Annotated in this window: 19 protein-coding genes and 3 tRNA genes; 11 read left to right on the forward strand and 11 right to left on the reverse strand. The window is 51.0% G+C overall.

Annotation, left to right across the window (positions count from 1 at the left end):
• Nucleotides 1-146: 146 nt before the first annotated feature.
• Together AAIG39_RS13505 and AAIG39_RS13510 are read left to right on the forward strand one after the other, a co-directional pair.
• The gene (locus AAIG39_RS13505; RefSeq protein WP_343194091.1) at nt 147-500 is read left to right on the forward strand and encodes a DUF4156 domain-containing protein; all 354 of its coding nucleotides are present in this window, start codon (nt 147-149) and stop codon (nt 498-500) included.
• 318 nt (nt 501-818) lie between these two features.
• Nucleotides 819-2,519, forward strand: a complete 1,701-nt coding sequence (locus AAIG39_RS13510; protein WP_343194092.1) for a methyl-accepting chemotaxis protein — start codon at nt 819-821, stop codon at nt 2,517-2,519.
• A 91-nt stretch (nt 2,520-2,610) separates the two neighbouring features.
• Here AAIG39_RS13510 and yjeJ read toward each other — a convergent pair whose 3' ends face one another.
• On the reverse strand, nt 2,611-3,486 hold the full coding sequence (gene yjeJ, locus AAIG39_RS13515; protein WP_343194093.1) for a YjeJ family protein: 876 nt from the start codon (nt 3,484-3,486) through the stop codon (nt 2,611-2,613).
• Nucleotides 3,487-3,711: 225 nt separating this feature from the next.
• Nucleotides 3,712-4,740, reverse strand: coding sequence for an EF-P beta-lysylation protein EpmB (gene epmB / locus AAIG39_RS13520; RefSeq protein WP_343194094.1), 1,029 nt, complete (start codon nt 4,738-4,740; stop codon nt 3,712-3,714).
• Between the two features lie 41 nt (nt 4,741-4,781).
• Between epmB and efp the strand changes: the two genes are divergently transcribed.
• The 3 genes from efp (at nt 4,782) to ecnB (ending at nt 5,896) form a co-directional block, all read left to right on the forward strand.
• Complete coding sequence (efp, locus tag AAIG39_RS13525) at nt 4,782-5,348, forward strand: elongation factor P (RefSeq protein ID WP_343194095.1); 567 nt, start codon at nt 4,782-4,784, stop codon at nt 5,346-5,348.
• Nucleotides 5,349-5,507: 159 nt separating this feature from the next.
• Nucleotides 5,508-5,642 (forward strand): entericidin A/B family lipoprotein, encoded by a 135-nt coding sequence (locus tag AAIG39_RS13530; RefSeq protein WP_090080888.1) that lies wholly within the window; start codon nt 5,508-5,510, stop codon nt 5,640-5,642.
• Between the two features lie 107 nt (nt 5,643-5,749).
• Nucleotides 5,750-5,896 (forward strand): lipoprotein toxin entericidin B, encoded by a 147-nt coding sequence (gene ecnB, locus AAIG39_RS13535; protein ID WP_090080890.1) that lies wholly within the window; start codon nt 5,750-5,752, stop codon nt 5,894-5,896.
• A gap of 36 nt (nt 5,897-5,932) precedes the next feature.
• Here the strand turns inward: ecnB and AAIG39_RS13540 are convergent, their stop codons facing one another.
• Nucleotides 5,933-6,556 (reverse strand): helix-turn-helix transcriptional regulator, encoded by a 624-nt coding sequence (locus AAIG39_RS13540; RefSeq protein ID WP_249569686.1) that lies wholly within the window; start codon nt 6,554-6,556, stop codon nt 5,933-5,935.
• Nucleotides 6,557-6,819: 263 nt separating this feature from the next.
• Between AAIG39_RS13540 and sugE the strand changes: the two genes are divergently transcribed.
• Entirely contained in the window at nt 6,820-7,137 is a 318-nt protein-coding gene (sugE, locus tag AAIG39_RS13545; RefSeq protein ID WP_343194096.1) for a quaternary ammonium compound efflux SMR transporter SugE, read from the forward strand.
• Here sugE and AAIG39_RS13550 read toward each other — a convergent pair.
• The 5 genes from AAIG39_RS13550 to frdA all read right to left on the reverse strand — a co-directional run bounded on the left by AAIG39_RS13550 (nt 7,134) and on the right by frdA (nt 11,043).
• Nucleotides 7,134-7,664, reverse strand: a complete 531-nt coding sequence (locus tag AAIG39_RS13550; protein WP_090080895.1) for a lipocalin family protein — start codon at nt 7,662-7,664, stop codon at nt 7,134-7,136. The two genes, sugE and AAIG39_RS13550, sit on opposite strands and share 4 nt — an antisense overlap.
• Before the next feature lie 84 nt (nt 7,665-7,748).
• Entirely contained in the window at nt 7,749-8,108 is a 360-nt protein-coding gene (gene frdD / locus AAIG39_RS13555) for a fumarate reductase subunit FrdD (protein ID WP_343194097.1), read from the reverse strand.
• Nucleotides 8,109-8,119: 11 nt separating this feature from the next.
• Nucleotides 8,120-8,515, reverse strand: a complete 396-nt coding sequence (gene frdC, locus AAIG39_RS13560) for a fumarate reductase subunit FrdC (RefSeq protein ID WP_090080898.1) — start codon at nt 8,513-8,515, stop codon at nt 8,120-8,122.
• Nucleotides 8,516-8,525: 10 nt separating this feature from the next.
• Entirely contained in the window at nt 8,526-9,260 is a 735-nt protein-coding gene (locus AAIG39_RS13565; RefSeq protein ID WP_249569683.1) for a succinate dehydrogenase/fumarate reductase iron-sulfur subunit, read from the reverse strand.
• Nucleotides 9,253-11,043, reverse strand: coding sequence for a fumarate reductase (quinol) flavoprotein subunit (gene frdA, locus AAIG39_RS13570; protein WP_249569682.1), 1,791 nt, complete (start codon nt 11,041-11,043; stop codon nt 9,253-9,255). Before frdA ends, AAIG39_RS13565 begins: the two co-directional genes overlap by 8 nt.
• Before the next feature lie 322 nt (nt 11,044-11,365).
• Between frdA and epmA the strand changes: the two genes are divergently transcribed.
• Nucleotides 11,366-12,343 (forward strand): elongation factor P--(R)-beta-lysine ligase, encoded by a 978-nt coding sequence (gene epmA / locus AAIG39_RS13575; protein ID WP_090080906.1) that lies wholly within the window; start codon nt 11,366-11,368, stop codon nt 12,341-12,343.
• A 79-nt stretch (nt 12,344-12,422) separates the two neighbouring features.
• On the opposite strand, the gene mscM is transcribed toward epmA, so the two are convergent.
• The 3 genes from mscM to rsgA form a co-directional block, all read right to left on the reverse strand.
• Nucleotides 12,423-15,755, reverse strand: a complete 3,333-nt coding sequence (gene mscM, locus AAIG39_RS13580) for a miniconductance mechanosensitive channel MscM (protein ID WP_343194098.1) — start codon at nt 15,753-15,755, stop codon at nt 12,423-12,425.
• An 18-nt stretch (nt 15,756-15,773) separates the two neighbouring features.
• Nucleotides 15,774-16,742, reverse strand: a complete 969-nt coding sequence (asd, locus tag AAIG39_RS13585) for an archaetidylserine decarboxylase (protein ID WP_343194099.1) — start codon at nt 16,740-16,742, stop codon at nt 15,774-15,776.
• 98 nt (nt 16,743-16,840) lie between these two features.
• Nucleotides 16,841-17,896 carry a small ribosomal subunit biogenesis GTPase RsgA gene (rsgA, locus tag AAIG39_RS13590; protein ID WP_249569679.1) on the reverse strand — a complete coding sequence of 352 codons (1,056 nt, stop codon included), beginning with the start codon at nt 17,894-17,896 and terminating at the stop codon, nt 16,841-16,843.
• A 106-nt stretch (nt 17,897-18,002) separates the two neighbouring features.
• Here rsgA and orn point away from each other — a divergent pair, with 106 nt between their 5' ends.
• From orn to AAIG39_RS13610, 4 genes are all read left to right on the forward strand, one after another.
• The gene (gene orn / locus AAIG39_RS13595) at nt 18,003-18,548 is read left to right on the forward strand and encodes an oligoribonuclease (RefSeq protein WP_343194100.1); all 546 of its coding nucleotides are present in this window, start codon (nt 18,003-18,005) and stop codon (nt 18,546-18,548) included.
• Nucleotides 18,549-18,751: 203 nt separating this feature from the next.
• Nucleotides 18,752-18,827 (forward strand) — tRNA-Gly (locus tag AAIG39_RS13600).
• Between the two features lie 72 nt (nt 18,828-18,899).
• Nucleotides 18,900-18,975: transfer RNA gene (locus AAIG39_RS13605), tRNA-Gly, on the forward strand.
• Between the two features lie 36 nt (nt 18,976-19,011).
• A tRNA-Gly gene (locus tag AAIG39_RS13610) sits at nt 19,012-19,087 on the forward strand.
• Nucleotides 19,088-19,338 lie beyond the last annotated feature (251 nt).

Consider the following 19,338-nt stretch of genomic DNA (forward strand, 5'->3'; position numbering starts at 1 on the left):
ACTGAATTATTCGATTAATAAGCATCTCGCTAAAAATGAGAAACCCCCGGGCAGAAATGGCCGGGGGTTTTTCTTTTGGTCATCTTTTTAGTATAAGATTCAGACACGGACGCAAGACGTCCAGCTCATTGATTGTGGGGAATAACATGCACGTTAAATATTTAGCAGGGATTGTCGGCGCAACGTTGTTACTGGCAGGCTGCAGCGCCGGTAATGAGCTTTCTTCGGGTGGGCAGAATGTTCGCTTCGTAGAAGATAAACCTGCAGCAAATTGTCAGTATCTGGGCACCGCGACGGGTAAACAAAGCAACTGGCTTTCCGGCCAGCATGGCGAAGAAGGTGGCTCAATGCGTGGCGCAGCTAATGACCTGCGTAACCAGGCTGCGCAAATGGGCGGCAACGTGCTGTATAACGTCTCCAGCCCGACACAAGGCTTTATGTCCAGCTTCGTGCCGACGGCCAGCGAAATAACCGGTCAGGTTTATAAATGCCCGCAGTAAAGTAAATTGCATTGCTCCCATTCAGAAATGGGAGCAATGATGCCGCTATGCTGTGCGCCTTTTATTATTTCTGTTATTTTATAAACTGATGTTTTAAACGTAACAATTTGATTTTTAATGTTATTTTTATGTTTACTTAAAAAATACTACTGAACATTTTTATTTTTCTTTTCTATAAATATTAAGATTTCTTAAGCTTTCATTTATGTGAGAGTTTTCGCATCTTTTTTTCACTTCGTAAAGTAAAAGTTAACTTAATGCTAAAGTTTTAATAAACCCCACCGATAAATAAACCGAAGTGTGAAAGGACTCTCCCTCATGGTGGTTATTCATCATGATTTATTAAAGATACTAAAGTTAAATTGGAGAGGTATGATGAACATCACCAAACGGTTATTACTCGCTTTTTCTCTGCTAATCATAAGCTTGATAGGCACAAATATCATTGCGATAGCATCCTTATCAAAGATTAGTGAGGACACTAATTATTTCCAGGAAAACATTCTACCCAGCCTGAGTTCAATGAATAAAGAGATGATTCAGGCTACCGGCATTCGTTCGCAACTTTATTTGCATGGTTTAACCGAAGACCAGGCGCAAATGGATTTAATTAAACAAAATGCCAATAAAATTTATGATGAACTTCTTGCAAAACACCAATACTACCTTAAAGAATTGATTTCAGATCAGCGTGACCAGGAGCTTAGCAATAAAACGCTCGCAGATTTGCAGGCTTTTCGTGGGGCAATGGACCAATATTTTAAAATATCAGAATCTCATGATCGCAAAGCGATTATCCAGACTATGCAAAAAGGCGGATTAATCGCAGAAAAAATTTCTGTGCTACTTGCTGATTTTAATGACCAGATTGAATATAACACCTCTTTAGTTGTACAGGCGAATGCGGCCAGCAAATCGCTGATTCACAAATCACTAATTTTATCCGTGAGCGCAACGCTGGCGGCAACCATTATTCTCGGCCTCTTTGGTCTGCTTACCGTCTTGAATATTCGTCGCCGTTTGAATGCAATGAGAGATGGCATGGTACAGATTAGCGAAGACCTTGATCTGAGCAAAAATCTACAGTCTGGCCGCCAGGATGAAATTGGTCATGCCATCACCGCATTTAATCATTTAATTGATCGGGTGGCGGAATCCCTCACCATGGTGAGAAATGCTTCTGCTTCGGTAAATACCGCCGCGAATGAGATTTCCTTAGGCAATGATGAGTTGTCGGCACGTACTGAACAACAATCTGCTGCCGTTGTTGAGACCGCTGCCAGTATGGAAGAGTTGAGCTCGACGGTAAAACAGAATGCGCAAAACGCCCAACAGGCGAGTTTGTTGGCTGTTACTGCGTCCGATACGGCGAGTCAGGGTGGTATCGTTGTGGGTAATGCAGTAAGCCGGATGAAAGATATTATCGAAAGTTCGCGCCGCATTTCTGAAATTACCACCGTGATTAACGGTATCGCGTTCCAGACCAATATTCTGGCGCTCAATGCTGCCGTTGAGGCCGCGCGTGCAGGCGATCAGGGGCGTGGGTTTGCCGTTGTTGCCGGGGAAGTACGTTCACTGGCTCAGCGCAGCTCGCAGGCCGCAAAAGAGATTGAGGCGCTTATCAGCGAGTCAGTCCATTTTGTAGAAGAAGGTGCAAAACAGGTCGATCTGGCGGGCGAAAGTATGAGTGGTATTGTTCACTCAGTCACCCAGGTTAAAGACTTAATGCAAGAAATTGCCGCAGCGTCGGACGAGCAAAACCGGGGTATTGCGCAGATTGCTCAGGCCATGTCTGAAATGGATACCACAACGCAGCAGAACGCCGCTCTGGTCCAGGAGTCGTCTGCTGCTGCGGGAAGCCTCGAAGATCAGGCAGTCAAGCTGCAACATCTGGTTGATGTATTCCGTTTACCTGGGGTACAAACGGCTGCAGCTGCGCCCAAAACGACAAAACGTCCACTTAAAATGTCCCCTGTGCCTGCGGCAGCAGGACATGATGCAGGTTGGGAGACATTTTAAAACAAAGAGTTAACGCAGTTATTGTGTACCTTTTTCCAGGGGAAATTATTCAAACGCTGCCACGGAACCTCGTTGCAGCGTTTTCGTTATTTTATTTTTTTGCTTTTTTGACCGATGGTCTAACCGTGATCTGATGGCGTATCTGGTTCAGCGTATGCATGCATTTATCCAGATTAAGAGGTTCACCGCCTTTCACATTAATAGCCTGAATATGAACCTGACAGGCTTTATTGGCGAGTTTTCCCAGCCGTGGGCTGAAAGCCAATAGTCTTTTGGCAATAGCCTGCGTTTCGGGAGTATCAGGAAGGCTTCTGGTTTTGATCACTGCAGCACAGAAACTGGATTTTTTCTTTGTCTCGACATAGTGGTACAGAAGAACTAAATAATGATCAAACAATGCCGTTTTCCAGTCTGGCTGTGTATAGGTGTCGTAGATCATTGTACCGTCGGGTTGGCAATCAACATCATACAAAGGAAGGAAATCCAACAGTGAAGCCATACGCAATGCCAGGTCTTGCATACCAGCGTTATTAATGGCATGCATTAAAACCTGTGTAAGCAACTCAATTTGCAGCTCATGGATTTCGAATATAAATTTTTCATTATTATGTAGCCGTAAAGTGAAAATAAGTTTCCCTTCATCGGATGCAAAATTGTCAATGGCATCTACACGATAATTTATATCAGCATTTTCCAGCTCCTCTCTTTTTAAGCCAGGAATATGAGCATGCATTGCTTTGATTACCGCAGTTTGCGCTGTGATGAAATCTTTGCGTTGATCTCCATGCAGCGCTTTTTGTTTATGAAGGTAATATTCCATAGCGATAAGAAGATCGCGTAAGGTCAGAGCCGGAAAGAAAAGCAGGATTGGGTTACTGTTTTTAATGTTTAGTTTTAGTGCGACGGCGAGAAACTCTTCATTGTTGCGTATTACGCCAGCATTGATGCCGGTAATATTCATTTCCATTATGGTTCTCCATAACCATTGTTAAAAAATATATATATTCCACTAAATAATAAAGACGGTGAATATATTTATGACATAACCCACAAGAGGAAAATTAAAATAACATAATAAACGCGCGGAACAACCAGGCAGGCCACAAAGCGGAGTCTGAACGGGAAAATGCTATCGTTTTCTTTAAAATATGTCAGCGGCGCACTCCTGCACCGCTTTCCTGTATAAAGGTTTTTATTGTTGCCGTAACTGCAAATCCAGCGGTGTTTTGCTGGGCTCGCCGCCAATTTCCCGGGCAAGCTTCGGCACCATATAACCTGAAACTAACGTCAGTAGTTCACGCACAATTTCCCGCGCTTCGTCATCGCTTACCATAAAATGGGCTGCGCCCTGAACTTTATCCAGCACATGCAGATAGTAGGGCATCACGCCTGCATCAAACAAAGCGTTACTGAGGTCTGCAAGTGTGCGGGCATGGTCATTGACGCCACGCAACAACACGCTCTGATTTAACAGCGTTACGCCTGCCCGACGCAGTTTTGCCATTGCCGAGCGAAAGGCGTCATCAATTTCCTGGGCATGATTGATATGGTTCACCAGCAAAATCTGTAGTGATGAACGCGCAAAACGGTCAACGAGCGTATCGGTGATCCGCGCCGGGATAACAATCGGCAGGCGGCTATGAATACGCAATCTCTTGATATGGGGGATTGTTTCAAGCTGTGCTATCAACCAGTCCAGTTCATGATCTTTAGCCATCAGCGGATCGCCACCAGAGAAGATGATCTCATCAAGTTCCGGTTGCTGCGCAATATAATCCAGCGCGACCTGCCAGTTGCGCTTGTTGCCCTGATTTTCCGCATACGGGAAGTGGCGACGGAAGCAGTAGCGGCAGTTTACCGCGCAACCACCTTTCACCAGCAGCAATGCACGGTTACGGTACTTATGCAGCAAGCCAGGCACCACGCTTTCCTGCTCTTCCAGCGGATCGGTGCTGTATCCTGGAGCGGCAACAAACTCTTCACTCGCTGTCAGCACCTGACGCAAAAGCGGATCGTTGGGGTCGCCTTTTTTCATTCTCGCGGCAAAAGCGCGGGGTACGCGCAGTGCGAACAGGCGTTTTGCTTCGCGCCCGGCGGTCAAATTTTCGTCAGTGTCTATATTTAAAACACGCAGTAGTTCATCTGGATCGGTTATTACATCGGCAAGTTGCAATAACCAATCTTCTCTGGATGGGGTATTTAGGGTTACAATATGCGCCATTTTGTGGCTTAGCTACCAGTTAACATTTTTAGAGGGCCTTTATGGCGATTTACTATAGCAACGATTTTCGTGCCGGTCTTAAAATCATGCTCGACGGCGAACCTTATGCAGTTGAAGCCAGCGAATTCGTTAAACCAGGCAAAGGCCAGGCATTTGCGCGCGTTAAACTGCGTCGCCTGCTGACTGGCACTCGTGTAGAAAAAACCTTCAAATCTACTGACTCTGCCGAAGGCGCAGATGTTATCGATATGAACCTGACTTACCTCTACAACGACGGTGAGTTCTACCATTTCATGAACAACGAAACCTTTGAGCAGTTGGCTGCTGATGCGAAAACCGTTGGTGACAACGCTAAATGGCTGCTGGATCAGGCTGAGTGCATCGTGACGCTGTGGGATGGTCGTCCAATCGCTGTGACTCCGCCGAACTTCGTTGAACTGGAAATTATTGATACCGATCCAGGTCTGAAAGGTGATACCGCTGGTACCGGTGGTAAACCGGCTACGCTGAGCACTGGCGCAGTGGTTAAAGTTCCGCTGTTCGTACAGATTGGCGAAGTCATTAAAGTGGATACGCGTTCCGGCGAATATGTATCCCGCGTGAAGTAATTTACTTTACCCTTCAGGCTGCCTCTCTGTTGGCAGTGCCTGGATAAAACCCGGTTACATCGTTTGCCGGGATCTCTCTTGCCGCCGCGATGCAGCCTGAATGATTTCTGAGATGTTGGGGCACTCACCTTATTGCCCCCTCGCTTTTCCAGGGCAGGAATGATGAAACGTCTTCTCAGTCTTGTAGCACTCTTTCTTATCACCACAACCTTGCTGGCAGGCTGTAATACCGCGCGTGGCTTTGGTGAAGACATCAAGCATCTCGGCAGCACTATCTCTCACGCAGCCAGCTAATTTCTTCCTGTCGTCCTAAAAATCGCCGACCTTCCGTCAGGTTGCGCAATCTTGTCTATCCTTAAGTGGCTATACACAAACAATATTGGCTACATAAGGAAGATATTATGGTTAAGAAGACAATTGCTGCGATCTTTACTGTACTGGTTCTTTCATCAGCGCTGACAGCCTGTAACACCACGCGCGGTGTCGGTCAGGATATCTCTGAGGGTGGTAGCGCTATATCTGGCGCTGCGACAAAAGCGCAGCAGTAATTTCTGCCAGTACGCGGTACGGCCAGCGCCGTACCGTTAATTCAGATTATCTTGCACGGTTTCTGGCGCTTCTGGCAGAGAAAGAAACGGTGTAAAGCGGTTACCCATTCCCAGTTTCATCCGAATGTTGCGCTTGTAGGTATAAACCGTCTTACCATTAATACTCATTTTGGACGCAATAGACTGATTGCTGCGGCCTTCCATCCATAATGAAAGTACTTTTTCTTCCTGACGTGTGAGCAACGGGGTGGCAATCTGAGGCCCGGTTCTCGCTGGCCGGGACAGGACGGCATGATCAATGACTTTGGCCAGCGTCTCCATTGGCTCGCTTTTTTGCAATGTCGCATGGACCTTATACTGAGCACAATAAGCCATCAGTTGCGCATCTTCCCCTGACTGCAAAAGGATAAGATGGTTATCTTTTCCACAGGCGGTGAACAGTGATGAAAGCTGTTGAATATGGTGGAGATCATTCTTAAAACCGTAGAGATCTGCAATGATCACATCTGGCTGCCATTGCACAATATGCTCTTTTGCCAGCATCAGGTTATTCAGTGACGTGACAAGGAATGAAGCCGGGAAAAAATCAGTTTGATTGAGCCAGCTTTCCAGCCCCGTCCGGGTGAAGTAACAACGGTCAATCAAGAGAATTTTGAACATATTTTTCTTCGCAGTAAGAATAGTGACGCACGGCTTCCTGTCGCTGGCAGCACTTCATCATAGGGGGTACCTATGGGGAATAAATGCGGGAACTGCGTTGCTATCTGTAGCTATTTCTTGCTTTAAGTTACTTAAATCTGCGCAATTCCACAAAAATTGCATTCTGTTTGCAACCAGGTCAAAATTTATCTCTCACAACCAGCCTGTCGGGACGACCCGATTGCGCAACACTCATTGGGGACGGCCCCGCACTGGAGCCAACTTTGTCCTGGATAATCCTTGTTATTGCCGGTCTTCTTGAAGTCGTTTGGGCTATTGGCCTGAAATATACGCACGGTTTTACCCGCCTTGTACCCAGCGTTATTACCGTAACGGCAATGATCGTCAGCGTCGTTATGTTATCGTGGGCAATGAAAAACCTGCCCACAGGTACCGCTTACGCGGTCTGGACAGGTATTGGCGCCGTGGGGGCTGCAACTACCGGAATTTTGTTATTGGGTGAATCGGCCAACCCCGCGCGCTTGCTCAGCCTGGCGCTGATTGTCGCGGGAATTATTGGCCTCAAGCTCAGTACGCCTTAAAGGGTCTGATTTATCCATAAAAGTTTTTCTACCGCAAATCCTTCGCGGGCCGCGACATCAACGAGCTGTTTTTTCACCGTATCCGGAAGCGTTGGTGTGCGTGACAAAATCCACAGGTAATCACGGTTCGGCCCGCAAACCAGCGCGTATCGGTAATCTTTGTCCAGTGCAATGATGTTATAGCCGCCATAGAAAGGACCGAAGAACGACACTTTCAGTGCGGCCTTGCGAGCATCACCGGTAAAGTACGCCTTACCGACTGATTGTTGCCACATGCCGCGTTCCGGATTGTATCCTTTATTAATGACCTGAATGCCGCCGTCATCCATGGTGCTGTAGGTGGCAGTCACTTTTTCCAGGCCACGCTCGAAGCGGTGATCAAAGCGGGCAATCTCATACCAGCGTCCAAGGTAACGTTGCGCATCGAAATTATCCACTACGGTGACGCCAGAAGGGGGGGTTGGGGAACTGCAGGCTACAACCAAAAATGCAGCGGCAGCCGTCGCGATAATCGGCAACAAACGCATGATTTTTTCCTTCCAGGTTTTTTAGTTAAGTGTAGAACCTGTGGGGAAAAATGCTCTCCCGCCAGGGCGGGAGAGCGAGGTTAATTAAAGAAAGATTACTCCGATGAGCGTGACCACACTCAGGATAGCGGCGAGGCCGTAGAAGAGCCATTTACCGCTGGGGATGTGGACTTTGATATCATGCATGGCATGGTGCAGACGGTGCAGCCCACACCATAACGGCAGAACAATCATCAGGAATAAAAATGCACGGCCGATAAAGCTTTGGGCGAATGCCAGCATACGTTCATAGCCGAGCGCTTCACCGGGATAGAGACCCAGTGGTAGTAGCACGCCAACCAGCAGAATCATCACCGGCGCGATAATCGCACTCCACATGCCGCCTGCGCCGAACAGTCCCCAGAAGACGGGTTCATCGGAACGTTTTGGGTTTGGATTGATCACCTTTGGCCTCCTTACCAGAACAGTGCAACGAAAAGAATAATAACCGTCACCAGCCCGGTTACGACCCACAGCCCCCGGATAACAGGCTCGGGTTTAAGCTTTTCGTCTTTGATGATGATATTCGACGCTTTTGGCGCCAGTTCAAACCATGTTTTGGTGTGCAGCAGTGCTGCCGCCAGGGCAATCAGGTTCAGGATTACTACTATCGGATTTTGCAGGAAACCGACAAAGCCCGCCCAGGATTCCGGACCATTTTTTAATGAAAAAAGTCCACATATCAAAATGATGCTGAACCATACCGCCGGTAGCGCCGTGCCTTCACGCAGCATATAGAAGCGATAAAACGGCAGCGATTTCCACCAGGTCGACGGCATTGGCCGGACATAGGGTTTGCGTTTAGTCGTCATGATGCGCTCCTTAGCGTGGTTTCAGAGTGGCGATAAGAAAGTCTTTCGAGCTTTCCACTTTGCCCTGCTGGATAGCGGCCGCCGGGTCGACGTGTTTCGGGCACACTTCCGAGCAGTAGCCCACGAAGGTACAGCTCCAGACTCCGTTTGGGCTGTTCAACTGCGGCATACGCTGCTGTTTCCCGTGGTCGCGGTTATCCAGGTTATAGCGGTGCGCCAGCGTGATGGCTGCCGGACCAATAAACTCCGGATTGAGCCCAAATTGCGGACATGCCGCATAGCACAGGCCACAGTTGATACAGCCAGAGAATTGATGGTATTTCGCCATCTGCGCCGGAGTTTGCTTGTTCGGCCCCTGATCCGGCGTACGCGCGTTGCCAATGATGTAGGGTTTAATGGCCTCCAGGCTTTCGATAAAGTGGGTCATGTCGACCACTAAATCACGCTCGATTGGGAAGTTGGCCAGTGCCTCGATTTTTATCCCCTTCGTGTAGTCACGTAAAAACGTTTTACAGGCCAGCTTCGGCACCTTGTTGACCATCATGCCGCAGGAACCGCAAATCGCCATACGGCAGGACCAGCGATAACTGAGATCAGGCGCCAGGTTATCTTTGATATAACCCAGCGCGTCCAGCAGTGACGTTTGCTCATCGTAAGGCACATCATAAAAGGCACTGTGTGGGGCGGCATCCACTTCCGGGTTATATCGCACCACCTCAACTTTCAGGGTTTGCATCTCAGCCATGGGTCGACTCCTTCTTATCAGCGGCTTCCGCTTCGCCACCGTAAACACGTTTTGCAGGCGGCAGCGTCGTTATCTTCACGTCGCTGTAATCAAGACGGGTAGTACCGTCTGCATCCCGGTACGCCAGGGTGTGCTTGAGGAAGTTGACGTCATCGCGCTCCGTGCAGCCTTCATCCAGACGTTGATGCGCTCCGCGCGACTCTTTACGTGCCAGTGCGGAATGGGCCATACATTCGGCGACGTTCAGCCCATGTCCCAGCTCAATGGTATAAAGGATGTCGGTATTGAAAACGCTGGACGTATCCGTGATGCGCACACGTTTGAAACGCTCCTGCAACTCTGCCAGCTTATCAACGGTTTTTTGCATCAGTTCAGGCGTACGGTAGATACCGCAGCCTTCTTCCATTGACTCACCCATTTCGTCGCGAATTTTCGCCCAGTTTTCCGTGCCTTCCTGGTTAACCAGATTTTTCAGCCGTTGCTCAACGTCGGCGGCCTGTGCATTCAACGCTGCATCGCTGGCCGCTGTGGCGGAGGCGGCACGTGCCATAGCCTGTTCACCCGCCAGACGGCCAAACACGACCAGTTCCGCCAGTGAGTTAGAGCCAAGGCGGTTTGCGCCATGCAGGCCGACGGATGAACATTCACCCACAGCAAAGAGCCCCTTAATGCGAGTCTCACACTGCTGGTCGGTTTCGATACCGCCCATCGTATAATGCGCGGTAGGGCGTACCGGAATGGGTTCTTTTACCGGGTCCACGCCAACATAGGCTTTTGCCAGTTCGCAAATAAATGGCAGCCGCTCCAGCAGTTTTTTCTCACCCAGATGGCGCAAGTCAAGATGGACGACATCGCCGCGTGGGGTCGAAATAGTGTTGCCTTTACGCCATTCATGCCAGAACGCCTGCGATACTTTGTCGCGTGGCCCCAGCTCCATATATTTGTTTTTCGGTTCGCCCAGCGGGGTTTCAGGACCCATGCCGTAATCCTGCAGATAGCGGTAGCCGTTTTTGTTGACCAGAATACCGCCTTCGCCACGGCAGCCTTCCGTCATCAAAATACCGGAGCCCGGTAGCCCGGTGGGGTGATACTGGACAAACTCCATATCACGCAGCGGTACGCCGTGGGCAAGTGCCATGCCCATTCCGTCGCCCGTGACGATACCGCCATTAGTGTTGTAACGATAAACACGGCCCGCACCGCCTGTTGCCATAACGACCGCGTTGGCACGAATCTGCACCAGCGTGCCTTCCATCATATTCATCGCCACCAGGCCACGCGCATGCCCATCGTCGACCAGAATATCCAGCACGAAGTGCTCGTCAAAACGCTGAATTTGCGGGAACTGGAGTGATGCCTGAAAGAGGGTATGCAGCATATGGAAGCCGGTTTTATCTGCGGCAAACCAGGTGCGTTCGATCTTCATACCGCCAAAGCGACGTACGTTGACAGAACCATCGGGGCGGCGGCTCCACGGGCAGCCCCAGAGTTCCAGCTGTGTCATTTCGGTGGGGCAATGACGGACAAAGTAGTCAACGACATCCTGTTCGCACAGCCAGTCGCCGCCGGCTACAGTGTCGTGAAAGTGGTACTCGAAGCTGTCATGATCCTGTGCAACGGCTGCGGAACCGCCTTCTGCGGCCACGGTGTGGCTACGCATGGGGTAAACTTTTGAAATAAGAGCGATTTTAGCATTTGGATTTGCCTGGGCGGCTGCTATGGCGGCACGTAAACCTGCACCACCCGCGCCAATTACAGCAAGATCGGCTTGAAAAGTTTGCACGACATTCCTCCTGATTATTGTTATTTCGCAACCCTTTCAGATCTGACGATGAGCCGGACCGGCCAGGGCCTCGAATACGATTCCACTGCTCCTTTATTGGTACGCATTATAATCTTAGGACTGTGAGGGAAATTTGACCTGTTCGATTTTTTTAACGTATGAATGGCCTAAAACATCATTGATTTTGATTAATTTAATTACAAAACCCCCGACCTTTAGTGTTTTTAGCTCCCGGCACTGAACCCTTATTCCGCTCAAAATTTGTCTCTCTGAGCCGATACGGGTAGACTTCGTGCCCTTGTCTGAATTCGGAGAAAGTACCATGAGCGAGACGGCAACCTGGCAGCCGAGCGCGTCCATTCCTAACTTATTAAAACGCGCAGCAATTATGGCGGAAATTCGGCGATTCTTTGCCGATCGCGGCGTGTTAGAGGTGGAAACGCCTTGTATGAGCCAGGCCACGGTAACCGATATTCATCTGTTCCCGTTTGAGACCCGTTTCGTTGGTCCCGGCCATTCTCAGGGGATGAATCTGTATCTGATGACCAGCCCGGAATACCATATGAAGCGTCTTCTGGCGGCAGGATGTGGCCCGGTTTTCCAGCTGTGCCGTAGCTTCCGTAACGAGGAAATGGGGCGTCATCATAATCCTGAGTTCACCATGCTGGAGTGGTATCGTCCGCATTACGATATGTATCGTCTGATGAATGAAGTGGATGATCTTCTGCAGCAGGTGCTGGAGTGCCCGGCTGCGGAGTCGCTCTCTTATCAGCAGGCTTTCCAGCGTTACCTCGAAATTGATCCGCTTTCTGCTGATAAACCTCAACTGCGTGAAGTGGCGGCGAAGCTTGATTTAAGCAATATCGCAGACACTGAAGAAGACCGCGATACCTTGCTGCAACTGCTGTTTACTATGGGTGTCGAACCGCATATCGGCAAAGACCGTCCGGCGTTTGTTTACCACTTCCCGGCAAGCCAGGCGGCGCTGGCGCAAATCAGCACCGAAGATCATCGCGTGGCGGAACGTTTTGAGGTCTATTTTAAAGGCATTGAACTGGCGAATGGTTTCCATGAACTGACAGATGCCCGCGAACAGCAGCAGCGTTTTGAGCAGGATAATCGTAAGCGTGCCGCGCGTGGTCTGCCGCAGCAGCCGGTGGATACGAATCTGCTGGAGGCTCTGAAAGCGGGTATGCCGGATTGCTCCGGAGTGGCGTTGGGCGTTGATCGTCTGGTGATGCTGGCGCTGGGGGCAGAAAGCCTCGCTGAGGTGATGGCGTTTACCGTCGATCGTGCTTAAGGTAAATGCAAACGGCAACTAACAGGTTGCCGTTTTTGTGTCAAAGTAGCCCCGATGAGCGCAGCGCATCGGGGAAAGATTACACACTTCCCGCCGGACGACTCCCTTTCCCTGCCGATGTCAGCGTGCGCGCCGTGCGCTTGCCGTCCAGACTTTCAAGCCGCATCTGGAACGGTGGGAATGGCAGATCAATGCCATGCTCGCGGAAGCCCGTCAGAATCAACTGATGGATCTCATGGCGTAGCGGCATACGGTGCCCCATTTCGGCTGCGTAGATACGCAGTTCAAAAAGCTGGATCCCCTGCTGGAGATCAACCAGGAACACTTCAGGGGCAGGGTTATCAATCACAAACGTACAACGTTCCGCAGCGGTATAAAGGATCTGCGTAACCTCTTCGCTGTTGGCATCGGCAGGTGCCGGAACTGTCAGCACCACACGCGTTACCGAATCCGACAGCGACCAGTTGATAAACTGCTCGGTAATAAACGCTTTATTTGGCACGATGATCTCTTTGCGATCCCAGTCGCTGATCGTCGTGGCGCGGGTATTGATCTTCGTGACGCTGCCTGTCAGGTCGCGGATCGTCACGGTATCGCCGATGCGGATCGGTTTTTCAAACAGAATAATCAGACCTGAAATAAAGTTAGCGAAGATCTCCTGCAGGCCAAAGCCCAGACCAACACCGAGGGCGGCAACCAGCCACTGCAGTTTTGCCCATTCGATGCCGATCATTGAGAACCCCACCAGCCCGCCAAACAGCATCAGCAGGTATTTGGTGATGGTGGTGATGGCGTAACCAGTGCCTGGGGTGAGATCCAGGTGCTGTAACAGGGCAAGCTCAAGCAGCGCCGGGAAGTTGCGTACCAGTTGTGTGGTGATGATAAACACCAGAATGGCTATCAACACTGCGCCGAGGGTAATAGGTTCAAGGCTTTCCACTCCCTGCACCGTGGAGGTGACATCCCACAGGGAAATGTTCTCCAGGAAGCCGAACGCCGAGTGAATTTCTGACCACAGCACAATGACCGAGAGCAGCGCGATAAGCATCAGGATCGAGCGAACCAGGCGCAGTGATTGCACGCTAATGGCGTCCAGATCGAGCTCTTTTTCGTCTATCTCGACCGATCCTTCTGTGCTGGTGGAGTGCGGCGTCTCATCTTCGCCTTTCGCGCGCTGGGCGAGGATCTCCGCGCGACGATGCCGGGCACGATCAAACGCCAGACGGCGGCGCTGGATCAGCATCCAGCGGCGAATAATGTGATAGACCACCAGTAACAGGAACCAGATAGCGACGGAGGTCTCCAGACGCGCCAGCAGTGCCTGCGAGGTGGCCAGATAGCCCACCGCGGCCGCCATAATCGCAATGAGCGGCGCGCTCAGCAGCAGGTTCCACAGCAGGCGGTTCGGCATGTTGTCGCCCGAACCGGTTTTATCGACATAGAGCGGGATCCCGGCGCGTTTAAGGCTGAGTGTTACGACCGCCAGCGCGCCACAAATCAGAATAAAGCAGAGCCTCCCCAGGGACCCGGAAAACTCCCTGTCATTGAGGTTATCGAACATAATCAGCGCCATAATCAATGGCACGATAAAACCAATGCTCATCAGATAATTGCGCATTCCACGCGCCACACGATGACGCGGCCAGCCGAAATGGGCGACAAATAACCCGGTTGGACGGGCAAAGGTGGCGCAAATCATGACGACCCACAGTAGCGGAACGGTCGCGGTGACCCCGTCGCCAATCGCCACGGCCAGGGGATAAGGCCAGGCTTCCCGTAAGCCGTAACCGAGCGTTGCCCACAGTACGGGAAGTGGAAGGGCGACCAGAATCGACCAGAACACAGTACGCATTGTCAGCCAGAAATGGTCCTGGGTGACTTTGCCGACTTTGGCGCTGGAACGCTCCAGGAAACGGGTGAAATGCTTACGTGAGTAGAGGCTAAAACCCACGAGGATGAGCGCGCCGAAAAGCGGGAACAGGGTCTCTTTGCTGGTCAGCATCATCACGCTGGCTTTGCCGAGCTGGCTAAAGGTATCCAGCGAGATCAGGCGTCGCAGATCCTGCACGATTTCAACCGGCCAGCTCAGGCTCATCGGACTGACGTCTGCCGTCCAGAAAAGGTAGCGGTGCGTGGCTTCATTCACCTCGCGCAGCGCATCCTCGAGCTGGCTATTGGATACTTTAAGCTTCGTCAACTCCAGTATCAGCGTGTCACCGCCCTGCAGTAATGAGGAGAGGAGCTCGCGCTGCGTGCGCAATTGGGCATCAAGGATACGGCTCTGCTCAGTCGTCAGTTGCTGGCCGTCAGCCTGGCGAATCTGCCGCAACTGAGGTTGCTTGTTCATCAGATCTTCATAGCGCATCCGATGTACCCGCAGTTGGGCCATTTCCGTATCGAGCTGCTGGGGTTTAGGCATCTCCGGCAATCGGGCTACCTGAGCACGCAATGCTTCGCCCAGCATATTTGACGCGCCCAGCCACTGTGACTGCTCGCGCAGGGTGTTGAGTGCCTGACGAACCTGCAACATCTGATTGGTCGCCTGACGCTGCTGTGAGGCGACCAGGTCCATGCGCTGAGCCTGCTGATTCAGCGCCTGCGACAGCTCACGGTTGATCTTAAACTGTTCAACAATACCCGGCGGCAGGTTGTCGCTGTTTTCCGCCAGTTGTTCGGTACTCTCCAGCGCCTGTTCGGCTTCACGCTGACGCTGGCTGTTAAGCTGATTGCGCAGGGCCTGCAGGTAAGCATCCAGTTGTTGTGCCTGCTTTTGGGCCAGCTCGGAGCGCATCCGCGAGAGTTCCTGACGGTTATTCGCCGATAGCTGTGCCAGCTCCAGTTCATCGACCAGCGCCCTCAGCCTGGCAGACTCTGCCTGCGCACTGAGATTTTGCGCCTGGGCGAGCGGCGTATTGCTGGTTTGTGCGCCGATGCGGCGTTCAACTTCATTTACCTGACGGCGGGTGTCCGTTTGCTGTTGCGGAAGCTGGCTTAGCGAATCGTTAATTTCCCGGGCACGCTCCTGCTCTTGTTGCGCCTGGCGGGTTTTCTCCAGCAATTGACTGCTGACCTGCAGAATTTCCTGATTTAGCGCATCGGTACTTATATTGGCAGGCACCGATTTTGGCTCATCGCGCAGGTTATCTAACTGCGAGCGTAATGTCCGGGATAGTTTGGGGAAATTATCGATAACATCTTGATATTGTTGAGCGCGCTCAAGCGAACCTTTACGTTCTTCAAGCGCGTTCAGCGCGGCCTGGAGCACTTCGACGGTTTCAGCCTGATCGGGGGTGGCTTTTGCCGCTTTAGCTTGTTCCAGTTCTTGCGAGATTTGTTTGGCATCGGGGGCCGTCGCTGCGTTGGCCCCCAGGCTGAGGCACCAGGCCATCAGGAAAATGATAATCAGGCGCACTACAGCTTACCTTCTTCGTTAAACTTCGTCTTTCTTGTCGTCTACCAGCGGGCTTGCATCCAGCTCGGCGGCAATTTCTTCTGCCGGCAGAGGCGTCGGTTCAGCCTCCGGCGTGAACAGCGTTTCGGTGGAGACGGCCAGCGGCTCGCCGATTTTGGTCACAGACAGGCTTTGCAGATGTTCCGCCAGATTCACTTTACCAGGGGCGAACAGGTTAATCACCGTTGAACCCAGCTTGAAGCGGCCCATCTCCTGGCCTTTCAGCAGCGCAACTGCGCCATCACTCTCGCCTGCAGGCCAGGTCCAGCGCTTGATGATGCCTTCGCGCGGCGGCGTGATCGTACCAGCCCAGACGGTTTCAATACTGCCGACAATCGTGGCCCCGACCAGAATCTGTGCCATCGGGCCAAATTCGGTATCAAACAGACAGATGACGCGTTCATTACGGGCAAACAGATTCGGCACGTTTTGCGCGGTCAGGTGGTTAACTGAAAACAGGTCACCTGGAACATAAATCATTTCCCGCAGGATGCCATTACACGGCATATGCACGCGGTGATAGTCACGCGGTGACAGATAAGTGGTAGCAAAAGAACCATTACGGAACAGGTCCGCCATCAGGTAGTTGCCTGCCAGCAGAGCTTCAAGGCTGTAATCGTGGCCTTTGGCTTGCAGGATTTTATCGTTTTCAATTTTACCAAGCTGGCTTATCACGCCGTCTGCGGGCATGACCAGGGTGTTCGGATCGGTGTTCAGCGGGCGAACATCGTCACGTAAAGGACGCACAAAGAAGTCGTTGAAGGTGCGATAGCTGGCAGTGTCCGGCTTTTGCGCCTCTTTCATATCGACTTTGTAGTATTTGACGAACAGATCAATAACCAGTTTGGTCAGCCAGCCTGCGCGTTTGCTTGCGCCCCAGCCCGCCAGGCGAGTGAGCCACAGTTTCGGCAGAATGTATTGAAGCGAAAGTTTAAATGAGTTTAACAAAGTAGCCTCCAGGCCATTGTTTTTGTCGTTCCTGACCCGGCGCTATCGCCAGGTCTTTGCAAAAAAGGGGACGATTCTAACGACGCTTAGCTTAGTTGTCAGTCATCGGATTCAGAAAAGCTTTTACGCGTTTTTACTTGTGTCATGCTTTCGAGAATACGGTGATAATTTTCGAACCGTGTTTCGGCGATTTCTCCCTTCTCGACGGCTTCGCGAATGGCGCAGCCCGGATCGCTGGCGTGTTTACAGTCACGGTATTTGCAATGCCCGATATAGTCATGGAATTCGACAAAGCCGTTAGTAATTTGTTCCGGCTCCAGATGCCAGAGCCCAAATTCACGCACCCCAGGAGAATCAATGACATCACCGCCGTGCGGGAAGTGATAAAGACGTGCTGCCGTCGTCGTGTGCTGGCCCAGACCGGAATTATCAGAGACATCATTTGTCAGGATTTGGTCTTCATGCAGACCGAGCAGGGCGTTCAACAGGCTCGATTTGCCCACCCCGGACTGTCCGGCGAAGATACTGATACGGTCAGTTAATGCCTCTTCAAGCGGTTGCAGCCCGTTCTGAGTATGGCTGGATACCATCAAAACGCGATAACCGATTTTGCGGTAGATATCCATTTGCTCATTCACAAAGGCCATGCCTTCATCGTCCAGCAGATCGATTTTGTTCAGAACGATCAGCGGTTCAACGTCCAGCGCTTCGCAGGCAACCAGATAGCGATCAATAATATTCAGCGAGAGTTCCGGCAGGATGGCGGAAACGATCACGATCTGATCGATATTTGCCGCGATCGGTTTTACCCCATCGTAAAAATCAGGCCGGGTCAGTACGGAGCTGCGATCATGTACCGCTTCGACAATGCCTTTTACCGTAACGCCTTCTGCAGCCTCTTTACCCGGACGCCAGACGACGCGGTCGCCCGTGACCAGTGAACGAATGGTACGACGAATATTGCAACGGTGTACGGTGCCATCCACGGATTCAACATCCGCGTGCATGCCGAAGCGGCTGATTACTATGCCCTCAGACGGCTCGCCAAACAGGTTGTCATCGTAGTCGGCTTTCTCCGCAGACGTTTTTAACCGACGCTGATGATTCGCGTTGACGCGGCGTTGTTGTCCTTTGGAGAGTTTATTTTTACTCAATCGTACTGGCTCCTGGTCGCCCCGGATGGGCAAAACCTTTATGATACACGCTATTTTAGATGAATATAGTCACGCTGAATATGACGCGAGAAGGGTGGAAAATAGCATGAGTGCAAATGAAAACAACCTGATTTGGATCGATCTGGAGATGACCGGTCTGAATCCGGAACGCGATCGTATTATTGAAATCGCAACCCTGGTCACCGACGCAAATCTGAATATCCTGGCGGAGGGGCCGACAATTGCGGTTCATCAGTCTGACGCTCAGCTGGCGCTGATGGATGACTGGAACGTACGCACCCATACCGGTAGTGGCCTGGTGGAACGCGTCAAGTCAAGCCAGTTCGATGATCGTGCGGCAGAACTGGCGACCATCGAATTTCTGAAAGCGTGGGTGCCGGCGGGCAAGTCGCCAATCTGTGGTAACAGTATCGGTCAGGACCGTCGTTTTCTGTTTAAGTATATGCCGGAACTGGAAGCTTACTTCCACTATCGTTATCTGGACGTAAGCACGTTAAAAGAGTTAGCGCGTCGCTGGAAACCGGAAATTCTCGACGGTTTCAAAAAGCAGGGCACGCACCAGGCGATGGACGACATACGCGAGTCTGTGGCTGAGCTGGCTTACTATCGCGAACATTTTATTAAGCTGTAAAAATGCTGTCCGGATGGATGAAAAAGGGAGTAAGGTAGTCCGTCCGGTGCAAAAACAGGCAAGATGACGAATAATCGAGCACTTGAGCGAAAAATTTAAAAAATCGTTTTCGGGGGGCTTGCAGGAGAAAGGAATTCTCGTATAATGCGCCTCCCGTGACGACACAGAAATGTGAAATTACGACAGCAAGAAAAATGATGTTTGCGGGAATAGCTCAGTTGGTAGAGCACGACCTTGCCAAGGTCGGGGTCGCGAGTTCGAGTCTCGTTTCCCGCTCCAAAATTTGAATGCACCATCAATCGCCGGTATGCACGTGTAGCCAAGCTGTTGCAATGTGAAACCAGAGATTATGCGGGAATAGCTCAGTTGGTAGAGCACGACCTTGCCAAGGTCGGGGTCGCGAGTTCGAGTCTCGTTTCCCGCTCCAAAATTTGAAAAGTATCGAAAGATACGCACCACCCAAGCGGGAATAGCTCAGTTGGTAGAGCACGACCTTGCCAAGGTCGGGGTCGCGAGTTCGAGTCTCGTTTCCCGCTCCAGATTTTTACTCCATTAAATTATCCACAGCGGAAAGCACATGCTGGGGACGATTTTTTTCGCACTTAGATATTCTTGTAAACAGACTTATCCACAGAACGCCTGCCTTCATTTGAAATCCCAATCGCTTCGCCTGATGAATAGTATCAATTTAACTTTATGAATTATTTAATAAAAAATTCATCGTGAATTGTTAATGGGATCACTTGACGATTTTGTGGCCATTGAAACGCAATGTGTTTTTAATTTTATT

The organism is Phytobacter palmae (assembly GCF_039409775.1).
GTDB lineage: Bacteria > Pseudomonadota > Gammaproteobacteria > Enterobacterales > Enterobacteriaceae > Phytobacter > Phytobacter palmae.

Excerpts from the sequence above, each read along its gene's own strand:
- AAIG39_RS13505 (WP_343194091.1), top strand. The coding sequence starts at position 147 with ATGCACGTTAAATATTTAGCAGGGATTGTCGGCGCAACGTTGTTACTG.
- AAIG39_RS13510 (WP_343194092.1), top strand. The coding sequence starts at position 819 with ATGGTGGTTATTCATCATGATTTATTAAAGATACTAAAGTTAAATTGG.
- yjeJ (WP_343194093.1), bottom strand. The coding sequence starts at position 3,486 with ATGGAAATGAATATTACCGGCATCAATGCTGGCGTAATACGCAACAAT.
- epmB (WP_343194094.1), bottom strand. The coding sequence starts at position 4,740 with ATGGCGCATATTGTAACCCTAAATACCCCATCCAGAGAAGATTGGTTA.
- efp (WP_343194095.1), top strand. The coding sequence starts at position 4,782 with ATGGCGATTTACTATAGCAACGATTTTCGTGCCGGTCTTAAAATCATG.
- AAIG39_RS13530 (WP_090080888.1), top strand. The coding sequence starts at position 5,508 with ATGATGAAACGTCTTCTCAGTCTTGTAGCACTCTTTCTTATCACCACA.
- ecnB (WP_090080890.1), top strand. The coding sequence starts at position 5,750 with ATGGTTAAGAAGACAATTGCTGCGATCTTTACTGTACTGGTTCTTTCA.
- AAIG39_RS13540 (WP_249569686.1), bottom strand. The coding sequence starts at position 6,556 with ATGTTCAAAATTCTCTTGATTGACCGTTGTTACTTCACCCGGACGGGG.
- AAIG39_RS13550 (WP_090080895.1), bottom strand. The coding sequence starts at position 7,664 with ATGCGTTTGTTGCCGATTATCGCGACGGCTGCCGCTGCATTTTTGGTT.
- frdC (WP_090080898.1), bottom strand. The coding sequence starts at position 8,515 with ATGACGACTAAACGCAAACCCTATGTCCGGCCAATGCCGTCGACCTGG.
- AAIG39_RS13565 (WP_249569683.1), bottom strand. The coding sequence starts at position 9,260 with ATGGCTGAGATGCAAACCCTGAAAGTTGAGGTGGTGCGATATAACCCG.
- epmA (WP_090080906.1), top strand. The coding sequence starts at position 11,366 with ATGAGCGAGACGGCAACCTGGCAGCCGAGCGCGTCCATTCCTAACTTA.
- orn (WP_343194100.1), top strand. The coding sequence starts at position 18,003 with ATGAGTGCAAATGAAAACAACCTGATTTGGATCGATCTGGAGATGACC.